Genomic DNA, 14601 nt, shown 5'->3' with positions numbered 1-14601 from the left:
ATGACCGATTTCCAGCCCAGCGATGCGGCCCAGGCGGCGGAAATGGTCCTGTGGGCCGCGACCGAGCGCAAGAGCCTGGAGATCCGCGCCGGCGGCAGCAAGCAAGCGCTGGGGCGACCGGCGCGCGCCGACGCTTTGCTCGATATTTCCCGACTCGCCGGCGTGGTCGATTACGAGCCGGCGGAACTGGTGCTGACCGCCCGCCCCGCGACGCCGCTCAAGGAGATCGAGGCGATGCTGGCCGATCGAGGTCAGATGCTGTCCTTCGAGCCGCCGGACTGGCGCGGCCTGCTCGGCGCCACGACCGGCGAACCCACTACAGGCGAGCCAACCCTTGGCGGAACCCTGGCCTGCAACCTGTCCGGCCCGCGCCGCCTGCGCGCCGGCGCCGCGCGCGATTTCTTCCTCGGCTTTTCCGCCATCAGCGGCCGCGGCGAAAGTTTCAAGGCCGGCGGCAAGGTGGTGAAGAATGTCACCGGCTACGATCTGTGCAAGCTGATGACGGGCTCGTTCGGCACTTTGTCGCTGCTGACCGAGGTCACGATCAAGGTCATGCCGCGCCCGGAAACCGCTTGCGCCTTGCTCCTGCCCGGTCTCGCCGATGATTCCGGGGTCGCGCTGATGGCCAAGGCGCTGAACACGCCCTTCGAGGTGTCCTCCGCCGCCCACCTGCCGGCGGCGGCGGCGCAAAGACTCGGCTTCGCCGACAGCGGCCTGACAATATTACGACTGGAGGGCCCCGCCCCCTCGATCGCCTTTCGCGCCGAGGCGTTGGAGCGCCTGTTCGGCGCCGGCGCGCGGCTCGGCGCGGCGGAGGCCGAAGCCTTGTGGCGCAAGATCGGCGAGGTCGCGCCGCTGCTGCCGCCGGCCGGGCGGGTGATCTGGCGGCTGTGCCCGACGCCGGCTTTGGCGCCCGTTCTGGTCGCGGCGATCCACGCCAGGGCGCCTTCGGCCGATCATTTCTACGACTGGGCCGGCGGGCTGGTCGGGCTGAGCCTCGACGCCGCCGAAGCGGGGCCGGACGCCGGCGCGGCTTTGGTCCGGGGCGCGCTCAAGCCGCTTGGCGGCCACGCCACGCTGATCGTCGCGCCGGAGGCGACGCGCGCCACAACGCCGGTCTTCGAGCCCGAGTCGGCCGCTCTGGCCGCCTTGAGCCAGAAGATCAAGCAGGGCTTCGACCCGTGCGGCGTGTTCAATCCCGGCCGGATGCGCGAAGGGGCGTGAGATGCAGACCCATTTCACCTTGGCCCAGCTCGCCGATTCCGACCTGCGCGAAGCCGACAAGATCTTGCGCGCTTGCGTGCACTGTGGATTCTGCACCGCGACCTGCCCGACCTATGTGCTGCTCGGCGACGAGCGCGACAGCCCGCGCGGCCGCATCTATCTCATCAAGGACATGCTGGAAAACGACCGCCCGGCCGATGCCGACACAGTCAAACATGTCGACCGCTGCCTGACCTGCCTGTCCTGCATGACGACCTGCCCCTCCGGCGTGCATTACATGCATCTGGTCGACCACGCCCGCCACCGGATCGAACAGACCTACGCCCGCCCCTTGCCGGACCGCCTGATCCGCCGCCTGCTCGCGCTGGTGTTGCCCAGGCCCGACCTGTTCCGCCTGGCCCTGACCGCATCGCGGATGGCGCGGCCGCTCGCCTTTCTTCTCCCCGGCAGCCTGAAGGCCGCTTTGGCGCTCGCGCCCGCGCGCCTGCCGCCGCGTTCTCCCCTCGAAGGACCGCGCGTCTTCCCGCCGGAAGGCGCGAAGCGGGCGCGCGTGGCTTTGCTCGAAGGCTGCGCGCAAAAAACGCTGGCGCCGCAGATCAATGAGGCCACGATCAGACTACTGACCCGGCATGGCTGCGAGGTGGTGGTCGCGCGCGGAGCGGGCTGTTGCGGGGCTTTGACCCATCATATGGGACAGGATGCGACCGCTTTCGCGAAAGCCAATATCGCGGCCTGGACGCGCGAAATGCAGGGCGATGGCCTTGACGCGATCGTCGTCAACGCCTCCGGCTGCGGCACGACGGTCAAGGATTACGGCTTCATGTTCCGCGACGACGCGGCCTTGGCCGAACCGGCGAAAAAAATTGCGGCGCTGGCGCGCGACATCATGGAATTCCTCGCCACCTTCGGCCTGCGCGCGGCCACGATCCAACCCGGATTGCGCGTCGCTTATCATTCCGCCTGCTCGCTCCAGCATGGCCAGAAAATCCGCGAGGAGCCGAAAAAGCTGCTGGCGCAATGCGGCTTCACCGTGCTGGAGCCGGCGGAAAGCCATTTGTGCTGCGGCTCGGCCGGAACCTACAACATCCTGCAATCAGAAATCGCGTTGCAACTGCGCGACCGCAAAGTGGCCAATCTCGAAAACGTCAAACCCGACGTGGTCGCCGCCGGCAATATCGGCTGCCTGACCCAGATCGCCACGGGAACGCAAATCCCCGTAGTCCACACGGTCGAATTGCTCGACTGGGCGACCGGCGGGCCGAAGCCGGATGGGATTTAGGAGAGGGTAAGCGAGCGCGGCGTCCGCGATCCTTTCGCCAGGCGCCGGCAGCTTCCTATGCGATCATCCCGCCGCTTGCGCGCGAGATGGATTGCTTCGCTGAGCCCGCAATGACGGCCTTCGGCTCGAAGCGGTCGTAGCTCCGGTCGCTTGGGATGGTTTCATCATGACCCGAAGCCGCCGGTCGCCGAACTTGCTTTGCCCATCAATCGATTGCCGACGGCGGACCTTTTACATCGCGCTGGAATTCACCTCTGAGAGCCGTGGCAATCGAGTTGACTTCACATCACCAGCTCCGTTTCCTTGATGTTGGCGATAGGGCCAAGGATGGTCGGGTCGAAGTCGTTAAGGATGCCTCGATCGGACAAACGCCTCGGTAAGTCGGGATTTGCAAGCGCCCAACGGCCGATGGTGACGATATCGGCGCCGTCGTCGAGCGCAGCCACCGCCTGCTCGACATTGTGCAGACTGCCATTGGCAAAGATCGCTGCTTTGGGCGCATAGCGCTTGGCGAGGTTCATCAATGATGGACCTCCCGGAGTAAATGCCGGCTTCCAAGCCTCGAATTCGGTCACATGAATGAAGTCCGCGCCGGCCTCCGCGAGGCTGCCGAAGATGATTTCCGCGTCGCGCTCCGCATCGGCCCACTTGTGATAATAGTCGTTCACCTTCCCTTGAGAGATGCGGACGCCGACCGGCGCCTTGGCGCCGACCCGCGCACGCACCGCCTTGAAGGTTTCGAGGATCAATCGCAGGCGGCTCTCCGTGTCGCCGCCCCACCGATCCGCTCTTTTATTGGTGTAGTCGGTCAAAAACTGGTCGAGAAGATATCCATTGGCGCCATGGATTTCGATCGCGTCAAACCCGGCGACCTCGATGGCGCGCTCCGCCGACTCGGCAATGCCGTCAATGGCGTCGACGATCTGCGCCTCGGTCATCGCAGCCGGCAGAACGTAGCGGTCTTTGCCGTGATAGAACGTCATCTGCTCGCCCTTCGGCTGGACTGGAGAGGGCCCCACCGTGGAGTCGCGAAAGCGATTGCCCTGGCTCAGTGCGCCGGCATGCAACAATTGAGCGATGGCGAGCGCGCCATGCGCCTTGACGCCGCTGACGACCGGCTTCCAGGCATTGGCCTGCGCTTCGTCAGTCATGCCGGGCTGATGGACGTAGCCCTGAGAGAACGCCTGATCGGTGTAAATACCTTCAGTGATGACCGTCCCGAAACCACCCCGCGCGAAACGCTCGTAATAGCGGGTCATCGTCTCGGTCGCCCGGCCATCCTGGGTCGCGGAGATGCGCGTCATCGGCGCGACAGAGAGACGGTTCTTCACAATACGGCCTTTAATGGCGATCGGCGCGAAAAGCGCGCTCGTGTCAATGTCCATCGTCCAGACCCCCAGAAGCATTAATCGGGCGTTTTCAGCATCGGCAAACCCGGTCTTCGGCGCGTTGGCGCGCCGAAGATCGATCCGATCGAACAGATTATCGAAAGGAAATCACGCGACGTGGCGGCGGCCCAGTTGCTCCAGAACCGGTAAGATGGCCGAAGGCTCGGGCCGCCGGGTATAGTCGGCGTTCACCTCGGCGTAAGCGATGGCGCCATCCTGCGCGATGACATAGCGGGCTGGCATCGGCAGCGTCCAACTGTCCTCGCCGTTGAACTGCGTCAGGTCGGCGCCAAGCGCTTTCTGAACCTCGCGCAGATAGTCAGGCAAAATCCAGCGTACGCCGAATTGAGCCGCTATTTCACCGCCGTGATCGCCCAGAATCGGAAACCCGAGCCCATTCTGTCGCTGCGATTTGCGGCTATTGGGCGCCGTCTGTTCCGAGATCGCGATCAGGCTGGCGCCGCGCGATTCGATTTCCGGGCGGGCCTCTTCCAGCGCGCTCAGGTCGAAGTTGCAGTAAGGACACCAGACGCCCCGATAGAAGGTGACGACAAGCGGCCCTTTGGCGAGCAGCGCCTTGGAAGATACGGGATTGCCGTCAGCGTCAGGAAGGGTGAATTCCGGCGCGGTTTCCCCCGCTTTCAGCGCCCGGTTCTGGGCGCCCGACGCGATCAGTTCGTCGGTGGCGCGATGCAGCGCTTCGACCACTGCCGGCGGGGCGAATTTGGTTTCGAATTCGGATTTCAGCGCATCGAGCTTGCCTTGCAGCGGCAGGCCGGATTTCGCGATCGTGGCGAGGGTTTCCTGAAGAGTCATCGATCATATCCCTGGTTGGCGCGACGAGCGCGATGACAGGAAAATCGATCATTCCGCCTGATTGGACTAGCCAGGCTGTGTGGCTTTGACTTATCCATTTCTGCTATGAGTGACCACCTCGACGCCCTTCGATTGTTTATCCGGGTCGCACGTCTCGGGAGTTTTTCCGTCGCTGGCCGGGAACTCGGCGCGCCCCAGTCGACGGTCTCGCGCACGATCGCCACGCTGGAGCGGGACATCGGGGCGTCGCTTCTCGTCCGTACGACGCGGGCCGTCACCTTGACTGAGGCCGGCGCCGATTTTCTCGCTCGGATCGAGCCGATCCTGACCGATCTCGACGAAGCGGAACAAACGGCCCGCCATTCGGACGAATTACGGGGCACATTGCGCATCGGCATTGGCACCAGCCTGGCGGCGCGCATCGTGATCCCGCACCTCAAGCCCTTCCTTGATCGCCATCCGGCGTTGCGAGTCGATCTGTTGCTCGATGACCAAAAGCAAGACTTGGTGAAGGAGGGGGTGGATGTTGCGTTTCGTTTCGGAGCGCTCGCGGACTCCACGGCGACCGCTCGCAAGCTTGTCAGCTGGCCGCGCGCGCTCGCCGCAGCCCCGAGCTATCTGAGAACAGCTCCGGCCCTGAATGTTCCGGCAGACTTGTCTGCCCACGCGATCATTGTCGGTCCGCAGGGCGTCGGGGATTGGACGTTCCACAAAGAGGGAACGACCGTTTCTGTCCGCCTTGAGGGGCGCCTGAGGATAACCGTCTTGCAGGGCGCGTTGCTAGCCGCAGTCGAAGGCATGGGAATCGTTTTGACGACTTTGCCGGCCATCAGACGCGAGTTCGAAAGTGGCGTCCTCGTGCAAGTTTTGCCCGAATGGGACTTGGGCTCCGTGGATATCCATGCCGTATTGACAAATGGCCGCGCCGCTAAACCCTCGGCGCGCGCAATCGTAGCCTATCTTGCGGACATCTTGCCGCGCGTCTGACGTTGCTAGACCACAAACGCGACATCCAGGGTGCTCGCGGCAGTGGCTTCAGGATTGTCTTCGCTGATGTTGGATCGAGCTAATCCGTCCAATGCGCTCGGCTTACGATCGCAATCTGCCGATCATGAAGCGGGCCATGTCCGGACCCGGCCGCGTGGTCAGCATCGTGAATACCTCACCACGAACAAGTCTTCGGCGTGAAAAGCGCGGAATTCGTTCCACACTTGCGAAAAACGCCCGTCGTTCGACGCGCCGTGGCGAAGCCATCCGCTTCGGCGCAGAACCGCAACGTGGATTGCTTCGTCGCTTGCGCGCCTCGCAATGACTGAACCGGGACGAACGGACCGTTTCGCTACCCCCGCGCCTTGGCCTCGCGCCGGCGCGCATGCGGCGCCGGCTCGGTATAGCCGTTGGGCTGTTCCGTCCCCTTGAACACCAGATCGCAGGCCGCCTGGAAGGCGACGCTCCTGACGAAATCGGGCGTCGGCAGAGTCATGAGCCCGTCGGCCCTGAACCACCCTTGCGAGGCGCCGAAGGCGACGCGGCAATCCACACTGCCGCATGCACTCAAGATGGATTGCTTCGCCCCGCTCGCAATGACGGACTTCGGCTCGAATGCGGCCTTCCCAACGCTGCTTGCGAACGCCTCATCGCCCTGCCTTCGTCAACGTCTCCTCAAGAGCTAAAGTCGTAATTCCTTGTAGTAGAACAGTATTGCCAAGGCGTTGGAAGACACTTAGTGTCCTGCAAATTCCTCTGCTGAAAAGCCTTGATTTGAAGCGGCGGCTCGAACGCAACGCAGAAACGTCAGTTTCGGGGACAGATTATGGCGCATGGATTGTTTGAGAGAAATTGCCGGCCGGCGCTCTGCGCCTGGTCCGTTGCGGGCGCCCTGCTTGCCTCGGCGGCGACCGCGAGCGCGCAGGTTCCGGACAAGGTCGTCAACTCTCTCGGCGCGCCGGCCACGCTCACAACCAGCGCGGGCCCGCTCAACTTCAAGGATGGCGTGCCGACGGTCGACACAGCCACGACGACCTACGACGTTCTGGACTTCACTCAGGCGCTCAACGCCTACAACAATAGTTTCCGCGGCGCCTCGGCGCTGGCGATCGTCAAGGGCTTCGAAGGAATCGGCGCCAAGCCCGGCGATGTCGTCATCTTCTCGAAGCTGATGGATTCCCATTCGCTCTTTCTGACGGCCAATGCCGACACGGTCTACTATCTGACCGGTCTCGACCTCAGCAAAGGTCCGATGGTGGTCGAACAACCGCCAGGCGCGGTCGGCACCATCAACGACATGTGGTTCTCCTGGATCATCGACATCGGCGGCCCCGGACCGGATCGGGGGCTCGGCGGAAAATATCTGATCGTCGGACCCGACTATGACGGTCCGCTGCCGGAGGGCGGCTATTTCATCGCGCGTTCGAAGACGAACTACGCGATGTATGCGGCGCGCGCCTATCTGCACGACAACGATCCCGGCCCAGCGGTCGAGAACATCAAAAAGACCATGAAGATCTATCCCTACCAGCCGGGATCCTTCGGCACGAGCATCGCGCAGGCGCTGGAGGGTACGGTCCGCATCGCCGGTGAGCCCAAGATTCCCGAGACGAAGTTCATCGAGGGCAGCGGCTTGTCGTTCAACACGATTCCGCCGAGCGACATCGGCTTTTTCGAACTGATCAACGAAAACGTCCAGAGCGAACCCGCCACGAGCTACGATAAGGAACTCGCCGGCCAGCTCGCCGCCATCGGAATCGTCCACGGCAAACCGTTCAAACCCGACGCGCGGATGACGAAGATTCTGTCTGACGCGGCCGCGTTCGGACAGGCCACCGGCCGCGCGCTGAACTGGCGTTACGCGATGAAGCACCCCGACTGGGCCTATTACGAGGGCTCGCATTGGGGAAGCATGCTTTGGCAGGGCGGGGCCGACTTCGAGACGCCGCCTCCCCTGTTCGAGGCCGGCATGTTCAAGCCCTTGCCGCCGACGGGAGCGCGCACGCTCGATTCGCGCACCGCCTTCTATTACGGCTACACGCTCGATTCGCCCGGCATGATCATGCGCATTCCGGGCGTCGGCTCGCAATATCTGATGGGCTTCGTCGATGCTGACGGCAACCCGTTCGACGGCGCCAACACCTACAAGGTGACATTGCCCGCGCATATTCCGGCGGAGGCGTTCTGGTCGCTCACGCTCTACGATAACCAAACCCGATCGATGCTGCAGACGCCGCAGAACTATCCGCGCGCCGGCAGCCAGAGCTATCCTTCGCCTGCCGCCGAGGCCGCCGCCGACGGCAGCACCACCGTCTGGTTCGGACCGTCGCAGCCCAAGGGCGTCGCGCGCGGCAATTGGATCCAGACCGCGCCGGGCAAGGGCTGGTTCACGATCCTGCGCCTCTATAGCCCGCTGCCGTCCTTCTTCGACAAGAGCTGGCGCGCTGGCGAGATCGAACTCGTCAAATAGAATGTCGGCGACGAGGCCGTGGTCCGCCACGGCCTCAAATACACGGTCATGACGAACGATCCGGCTTATGACGAACAGCTCGCGCTGCTCGCCGGGCAGGATTTTTCGCATAAGGCGCCATTCTAAACGCAAGGCGCCCCCGAGCGCCCTCAGCGACCATTGAGGCGCGCGATCTGGCTTCGGAACGGTCGCGAGCACAGCCTTATGGTCTGCCACAATTTCACGCGAAGGTGCGGCCTACCGGCTCGCCCGCGCGGCGCCCGTGATCCCTTCGCCCGCGCCGCCACGCCCAATCCGCCCCAGCCGCCACCATCGGCCCCGAGCCGTCATTGCGAGGAGCCGGAGGCGACGCGGCAATCCACACTGCTGCTTGCACGCAAGATGGATTGCTTCGCACCGCTCGCAATGACGGCCTTCGGCTCATTGTTGACCTTCATGATCAGGTCGGCGACCGTCTCATCATGAGCCGTTAGCCGTCATCACGCAGAGCAAAAATCGAGAAATCTGCACATCATGGAGCGGTTTGCACTACAAGGCAAAATTGGGCTTTTTGCCTAGGCGAAGCGGAGCTAGTGGATAGTGACGACAATTGACGAGAAATGGTTCTTTGAACGCGGGCACCTGCACGACGCGTGCGTTACTTCTGCTCGACTTGACGCGGGCAACGTAGAAATTCAATTCGATGATCAATGGGCTAACGAGCGCGGTTTGAGCAAACCGGAAGGCGAGGAATGCCCTCTCACTCTCAGATTCATCTCGGCTACCGTTCTCGGAGGGAATCTCAACGAGGCCGTAGGAGGCTGGATTAGCGAACTGCGGCCTGCCGCCGAAGGAAAATATTCGTTCGTCTTCACAAATCGGGATGTGCTTCTGATCCAAGCGGGAAGCGTTCAAGCCGACTGCGAGCGATGAATAGTGCAGGTCTCAAGATTTTTGCACGGGTAGCCGAGCCCCGTCCGATCAATGCGCTGGACCGTGTAGAAATCAGGTGCAAGTCTCCGCCGATGTCTGCAGCTTGGCGCTAAGCCGCCCTTGCCATCGGCTCTCGTGGTCTTCCGCAATCCGCCGAAAACGGTCGATGCGACTTGGCTTCAGAACGGTCGAAAGCCGTGTCATCTTGGCGGTCACGATTTCAGGCGGAGGTTGTAGCGTTCTGGGCGTCGTCCACGCGGCGCCGCGCGCGACGAAATTCTTGAAAAAACGCCGGGGACGCGCCTGTTTTCGCGTCCTTTCCCGCAAAATCCCGTCTCATTTACGCGAAAATGCGAGTCGAACTTCCATAGCCAACCAACAAGTTGTGCCGCGCCATGCCGAGCGACGGCGCGCGTGAAACGCAGGGATTCCGGGCGAGACAGCTGGGTCTGTTTCACATGGAACATAACACGAACAAATCTTCGGCGCGAAAAGTGCGGAATTCTTTCCACCCTTGCGAAAAACGCCCGTCATTCGACGCGCCGCGGCGAAGCCATCCGCTTCGGCGCGGAACCACAACATGGATGGCTTCGTCGCTTGCGCGCCTCGCAATGACGGAAACGAGGCGAACGGACCGTTTCGCTACCCCCGCGCCTTGGCCTCGCGGCGGCGCGCGTGAAGCACCGGCTCGGTATAGCCGTTGGGCTGCTCGGTCCCCTTGAACACCAGATCGCAGGCGGCCTGGAAGGCGACGCTGTTGTCGAAATTGGGCGCCATCGGCCGGTAATGCGGGTCGCCCGCATTCTGCTGGTCGACCACCGCCGCCATGCGCTTCATCACCTCACGGACCTGCGCCTCCTCGCAAATGCCATGGCGCAGCCAATTGGCGATATGCTGGCTCGAAATGCGCAGGGTGGCGCGGTCTTCCATCAGGCCGACGCCGTGAATATCCGGCACTTTGGAGCAGCCGACGCCCTGGTCGATCCAGCGCACGACATAGCCCAGAATGCCCTGGGCGTTGTTCTCCAGCTCCTCGTTGATTTCCTCGGGCGACCAGTTCGGCCGGTCGGCGAGCGGGATCGTCAGGATGGAATCAAGCTCCGCCGGCTTGCGCGCGGAAAGCGCCTTCTGGCGCGCCGCGACATCGACCTCGTGATAATGGGTGGCGTGCAGGGTCGCGGCGGTCGGCGAGGGCACCCAGGCGGTATTGGCGCCGGCGCGCGGATGGGCGCCCTTGGCCTTGAGCATGGCGTTCATCAGGTCGGGCATGGCCCACATGCCCTTGCCGATCTGCGCATGGCCGGGCAGGCCGCAAGCCAGGCCGACATCGACGTTGTTGTCCTCATAGGCCGCGATCCAGGCGGCGTTCTTCATGTCGTTCTTGCGCACCATGGGGCCTGCCTCCATGGAGGTGTGAATCTCGTCGCCGGTGCGGTCGAGGAAGCCGGTATTGATGAAGAAGACGCGGTCCTTGGCCGCCCGGATCGCTTCCGCGAGATTGACCGTGGTGCGGCGCTCCTCGTCCATGATGCCGATCTTGATCGTGAAGCGCGGCAGGCCGAGCAGGTCCTCGACGCGGCCGAAAATCTCATCCGCGAAAGCGACTTCCTCAGGCCCGTGCATCTTCGGCTTGACGATATAGACCGAGCCGGCCCGGCTGTTGCGGCAGCGGCCGAGGCCCCTGAGGTCGTAAAGCGCGATCAGGCTGGTGAACATGGCGTCGAGCAGGCCTTCCGGCGCCTCTTCGCCGTCGACCAGAACCGCGTCATTGGTCATGAGATGACCGACATTGCGCACCAGCAGCAAGGCGCGGCCCGGCAGGCTGAAGCGTTCGCCATTCGGCGCCTTGTAAACCCGGTCCGGCGCCATATGGCGCTCCAGCTCCTGGCCGCCCTTGTCGAAAGTCGCGGACAAATCGCCCTTCATCAGGCCGAGCCAGTTGCGATAGACCACAACCTTGTCGTCGGCGTCGACCGCCGCGACCGAATCCTCGCAATCCTGGATCGCAGTCAGCGCCGATTCCAAAACGATATCCGAAACGCCGGCGCGGTCGGTCTTGCCGATCGGATGCGCGCGGTCGACGCGGATTTCGACGTGAAGGCCGTTATGCAGCAGCAGGATGGCGCGCGGCGCAAGGGGATCGCCGGCATAGCCCGCGAACAGGGCCGGATTGGCGAGCGCGGTCACGCCGCCATCCGCCAATTGACCGCGCAGGGCGCCGTTTTCGACGTAATAATGGGTGAGGTCCCGGTGCGACTCCCTGCTCAAAGGCGCGATGCGGTCGAGAAAATCACGTCCCCAGCCGATGACCTGGGCGCCGCGCGCGGAATCGTAGCCCTTTTTCGTTGGGTCCGGCGGAATCACGGCGTCCGTGCCATAGAGCGCATCATAGAGCGATCCCCAGCGCGCATTGGCGGCGTTGAGGGCGTAGCGCGCATTCATTATCGGCACGACCAGTTGCGGCCCCGCCTGCGACGCGATTTCCGGATCGACATGGGCGGTCGCGACCGCGAAAGCCCCGCCGCGCGGCGCGAGATAGCCGATCTCGCCCAAAAAGGCCCGATAGGCGGCAAGGTCGAAGGGCTTGCCGCGGCGCGCGCCGTGCCAGGCGTCGATCTGCGCCTGCAAGGCGTCGCGCTTTTGCAGCAGCGCGCGATTGCGCGGCGCGAGCTCGGCGATATAGGCCTCAAACCCCTGCCAGAACGCCTCGGGCGGGATGGCCAGGCCGGCGAGAACCTCGCGATTGATGAAATCGTGCAAGACGGACGCGACGGCGATTCGCCCGTGGCGGAAACGGTCGGACATAGGGGGCTCCCGTTGTGACGCCGCTTGGACTGCGGCTTTTAGGCGTCTGTTCGGCGCAAGGCGCCGCGCCTCCCCGGCGTTTGGAGCGCAACACTATGTCGGCGCCGCGCCATCCTGAAAAGAAAAAAAGGCGCGCCGGCTTCGCCGGCGCCCTTAATTTTCAATCAATCTTATAAGCTTGCGCCGAAATGCAGCGCGATCTCGCATGACGGAAGCCCGAGCCTACCCGTCAGCCTTCATCGTTCGGCACGCCTGGCAGCATGCGCAGCAAGACGCCATCGCGCAAGACATGGTGATGATACAGCGCCGCCAGCGCATGGGCGACGGCCAAGCCGACGAGCGCGTAAGAGGCGATCTCGTGGATATCGGTCAAAGGACGAAAAATCTCCGGCGTCCGCTCGAACGGTGAGGCGACGGAAAACAGCCCGAAGTCCAATCCGCGACCGCGATAAAGCAGGGTCGGAACGCCAATCGCTGGAATCGCGATCATCAGGACGTAGAGTCCGGCATGCGCCGCGCCGGAAGCCAGAAGCGTGATGCGGCCAAGCGAAGCGGGCGCCGGCGGGAGCGGCGTCGCGACGCGCCAGGAGAGGCGCAGGATGGAGAGGACAAGGATGGCCAGGCCGATCAAGGCATGAGCGTTGATCGCCGCGCTCTTGGCCTCCTTCGGAAATTCGTCGATCGTCAGGCCGAGCGCGAAAGCGATGACGATCAAGGCGACGATGCTCCAGTGAAGCGCGATCGCGGTCGAACTATAACGGGCCGTGGCCATTCGTATGGACTCCAGTTCTCGTTGAGCGCCGGGCCGGCGATCACATTTGACCGCGTCTCCGGCGCCGCCAGCGAATCTCCGACGAATGATTTGTCAGAGAAGGGTTTTCTTCCGGTCGAAAATTGACGCGACGCAATCCGAAATGGCGCTCCGCACAAGTCGCTCGTCTTCGCGGCGCATCGGCAATTCGAACCCGATCGAGGCGTGCGGCAAACCGCCGCGCTCGCGCCAAAACGCATCGTAATTCGCCGCCTTCTGCGGCGGCGCGTTTCCGCTCCGGGCGTTGGCCACGTGGTTGGCGTCGGCGACCGCGAGAACGGCATCGCAATTCGCGCAAGACGCAAAGGCCTGCGCCGCCAGCGTCACGGCCGCCTTGGGGCGCAGTCCTCGCAAATCCCTGGTGGCTTCGATAATCGCGCGTTTGGCCGTCTGGTGGCGGCTGCCTTGCAGGCCGCCGATGAGGAGCGCGCGGAGGGGGCGAGTCTCGGTCCATTCGGCAAGCGAAAACGTCAGACGCGCCAGAGGGAGGGACGGCGATCCATCGGGCGTTTCCCGCGTGAAGCTGATCTGCAGATTGCCTTCCCGCGGATAATCGGCGGCGCCGAGCCAAAGCGCGAAGGACGAGCCGCGACGCCCTTCGAGGACGCCGAGTTTCATCAGACGGCCCGCCCAGATGTTGCGAATGGCGCCGACCGGCAGGACCGCGCCGACGACGGAATGGTGCGTCCGGGAAACGCGCAATCGTTGCTCGAAAGTCCACCCGGCCCGTAAGAAGGGCCTGAGCGGGCCCTGCGCATAGGCGTGCAAACCGGTTTCGCAAAGACCCATCCGCACGCGATGATGGTCGAGCTCCGCGAGCCATGCGGAGCCGTCGTCGGGACGGCAAGCGAGTTTGAACGCCAACCGCAATGCCGGCCGCAGGCCGCGAACATGCCCGAAACGAGCGATAAAGCCGAGCGTCGAAAATGCGGGATCGCCGGCCCACGGCTCCCCGGACGCAAACAGAAAGGCTGATTTCATACGCCGGCCGATCACAGGTCAAAATGAGTTTTCGTGGACGACGACAGGGCGGCTGAGACCGGATTTGGGCCATTCGGCCGATTCCCGCCCCGTCGAACGCCATCCGACAAATTCGTCCGGGCGCACCTTGTCGCGGCGCGTCCGTCAAATTGCCGTCAAAACAGGAAAGTCACGCGCTTTTGCGCGATCGGCGGGGCCGCCTACCCGAACAGCGAAGCCAGATAAAAGGCGGCGCCGGCGGCCAAACCGCCAACCAAAGCCGTTTGCAGGCTGGACTTCACAATATTGACGCCGGTGAGCCGTCCCTTGACCGCGCCAAAGACGAGCAGGGCCACGCCCGTGCACATGATGGACACGAGCAAGGCCGTCTTGAGATCGCTCGCCAGCATATAGGGCAGGAGCGGAATCAGGCCGCCGACGAAATAGGAGGCCGCGATCGTCGCGGCGCTGATCGGCGCCCGCTTCGGGTCCGGCTTTTCCAACCCCAGCTCGAACTTCATCATGAAGTCGACCCAGCGCTTTTCGTCCGATGCGACGGCGTTGACGACCGTTTCGAGCGGCGCGCCGGAGAGGCCATAGCCGGCGAAAATATCGCGGACTTCCGACAGTTCGAGCTTGCGCATATGGGCGATCTCATAGGCTTCGCGCCGCTCTTCCGATTCGAAATGCTCCTGGTCGGTGCGCGCCGCAAGATAGCCGCCAAGACCCATGGCGATGGCGCCGGCGACGATTTCGGCGAGGCCCGCCGTCACGATCACGCGGGTCGAAGACACGGCGGCCGAGAGGCCCGCGGCGAGCGCGAACGGCACCGTCAAGCCGTCCGACATGCCGATGACGACGTCGCGAACCGTTTCCGACCCGAGGAAATGCTTTTCGACATGGGGCGTGGCGGGCATCGAACCATTTCTCCGGTTGGGGCGGGAGCTGC

12 protein-coding genes are annotated in these 14601 nt (G+C 63.7%); 5 read left to right on the top strand and 7 right to left on the bottom strand.

Annotation, left to right across the window (positions count from 1 at the left end):
• Together glcE and glcF are read left to right on the top strand one after the other, a co-directional pair.
• A partial coding sequence (gene glcE / locus ACE3S9_RS05890) for a glycolate oxidase subunit GlcE (RefSeq protein WP_374545508.1) occupies positions 1 to 1224 on the top strand: 1224 nt, incomplete at its 5' end.
• Between the two features lies 1 nt (position 1225).
• On the top strand, positions 1226 to 2503 hold the full coding sequence (gene glcF / locus ACE3S9_RS05885) for a glycolate oxidase subunit GlcF (protein WP_374545507.1): 1278 nt from the start codon (positions 1226 to 1228) through the stop codon (positions 2501 to 2503).
• Positions 2504 to 2784: 281 nt separating this feature from the next.
• On the opposite strand, the gene ACE3S9_RS05880 is transcribed toward glcF, so the two are convergent.
• Both ACE3S9_RS05880 and ACE3S9_RS05875 read right to left on the bottom strand, forming a co-directional pair.
• A complete protein-coding gene (locus ACE3S9_RS05880) occupies positions 2785 to 3888 on the bottom strand; it encodes an NADH:flavin oxidoreductase (protein ID WP_374545506.1) in 1104 nt (367 codons plus the stop codon).
• 111 nt (positions 3889 to 3999) lie between these two features.
• Complete coding sequence (locus tag ACE3S9_RS05875; RefSeq protein WP_374545510.1) at positions 4000 to 4665, bottom strand: peroxiredoxin-like family protein; 666 nt, start codon at positions 4663 to 4665, stop codon at positions 4000 to 4002.
• 147 nt (positions 4666 to 4812) lie between these two features.
• On the opposite strand from ACE3S9_RS05875, the gene ACE3S9_RS05870 reads away from it, so the two are divergent.
• On the top strand, positions 4813 to 5694 hold the full coding sequence (locus tag ACE3S9_RS05870) for a LysR substrate-binding domain-containing protein (RefSeq protein WP_374545505.1): 882 nt from the start codon (positions 4813 to 4815) through the stop codon (positions 5692 to 5694).
• 352 nt (positions 5695 to 6046) lie between these two features.
• Here the strand turns inward: ACE3S9_RS05870 and ACE3S9_RS05865 are convergent, their stop codons facing one another.
• Positions 6047 to 6190 carry a hypothetical protein gene (locus ACE3S9_RS05865; protein ID WP_374545511.1) on the bottom strand — a complete coding sequence of 48 codons (144 nt, stop codon included), beginning with the start codon at positions 6188 to 6190 and terminating at the stop codon, positions 6047 to 6049.
• A gap of 342 nt (positions 6191 to 6532) precedes the next feature.
• Here ACE3S9_RS05865 and ACE3S9_RS05860 point away from each other — a divergent pair, with 342 nt between their 5' ends.
• Together ACE3S9_RS05860 and ACE3S9_RS05855 are read left to right on the top strand one after the other, a co-directional pair.
• Positions 6533 to 8164 (top strand): DUF1254 domain-containing protein, encoded by a 1632-nt coding sequence (locus ACE3S9_RS05860; protein WP_374545504.1) that lies wholly within the window; start codon positions 6533 to 6535, stop codon positions 8162 to 8164.
• Positions 8165 to 8743: 579 nt separating this feature from the next.
• Positions 8744 to 9076 carry a hypothetical protein gene (locus tag ACE3S9_RS05855; RefSeq protein WP_374545503.1) on the top strand — a complete coding sequence of 111 codons (333 nt, stop codon included), beginning with the start codon at positions 8744 to 8746 and terminating at the stop codon, positions 9074 to 9076.
• A 642-nt stretch (positions 9077 to 9718) separates the two neighbouring features.
• Here ACE3S9_RS05855 and ACE3S9_RS05850 read toward each other — a convergent pair.
• The 4 genes from ACE3S9_RS05850 to ACE3S9_RS05835 form a co-directional block, all read right to left on the bottom strand.
• Positions 9719 to 11881, bottom strand: a complete 2163-nt coding sequence (locus tag ACE3S9_RS05850; RefSeq protein ID WP_374545502.1) for a malate synthase G — start codon at positions 11879 to 11881, stop codon at positions 9719 to 9721.
• 229 nt (positions 11882 to 12110) lie between these two features.
• Entirely contained in the window at positions 12111 to 12653 is a 543-nt protein-coding gene (locus tag ACE3S9_RS05845; protein ID WP_374545501.1) for a cytochrome b, read from the bottom strand.
• Positions 12654 to 12746: 93 nt separating this feature from the next.
• Positions 12747 to 13673 (bottom strand): DUF535 family protein, encoded by a 927-nt coding sequence (locus ACE3S9_RS05840; protein WP_374545500.1) that lies wholly within the window; start codon positions 13671 to 13673, stop codon positions 12747 to 12749.
• Between the two features lie 200 nt (positions 13674 to 13873).
• On the bottom strand, positions 13874 to 14569 hold the full coding sequence (locus ACE3S9_RS05835) for a VIT1/CCC1 transporter family protein (protein WP_374545509.1): 696 nt from the start codon (positions 14567 to 14569) through the stop codon (positions 13874 to 13876).
• Positions 14570 to 14601: the final 32 nt, after the last annotated feature.

This window comes from Rhodoblastus sp., assembly GCF_041915505.1.
Classification (GTDB): domain Bacteria; phylum Pseudomonadota; class Alphaproteobacteria; order Rhizobiales; family Beijerinckiaceae; genus Rhodoblastus.
Note: the sequence above shows the minus strand (reverse complement) of the source record. Positions and strands in the feature narration are given on the sequence as shown.

Excerpts from the sequence above, each read along its gene's own strand:
- glcF (WP_374545507.1), top strand. The coding sequence starts at position 1,226 with ATGCAGACCCATTTCACCTTGGCCCAGCTCGCCGATTCCGACCTGCGC.
- ACE3S9_RS05880 (WP_374545506.1), bottom strand. The coding sequence starts at position 3,888 with ATGGACATTGACACGAGCGCGCTTTTCGCGCCGATCGCCATTAAAGGC.
- ACE3S9_RS05870 (WP_374545505.1), top strand. The coding sequence starts at position 4,813 with ATGAGTGACCACCTCGACGCCCTTCGATTGTTTATCCGGGTCGCACGT.
- ACE3S9_RS05865 (WP_374545511.1), bottom strand. The coding sequence starts at position 6,190 with ATGACTCTGCCGACGCCCGATTTCGTCAGGAGCGTCGCCTTCCAGGCG.
- ACE3S9_RS05850 (WP_374545502.1), bottom strand. The coding sequence starts at position 11,881 with ATGTCCGACCGTTTCCGCCACGGGCGAATCGCCGTCGCGTCCGTCTTG.
- ACE3S9_RS05845 (WP_374545501.1), bottom strand. The coding sequence starts at position 12,653 with ATGGCCACGGCCCGTTATAGTTCGACCGCGATCGCGCTTCACTGGAGC.
- ACE3S9_RS05840 (WP_374545500.1), bottom strand. The coding sequence starts at position 13,673 with ATGAAATCAGCCTTTCTGTTTGCGTCCGGGGAGCCGTGGGCCGGCGAT.
- ACE3S9_RS05835 (WP_374545509.1), bottom strand. The coding sequence starts at position 14,569 with ATGCCCGCCACGCCCCATGTCGAAAAGCATTTCCTCGGGTCGGAAACG.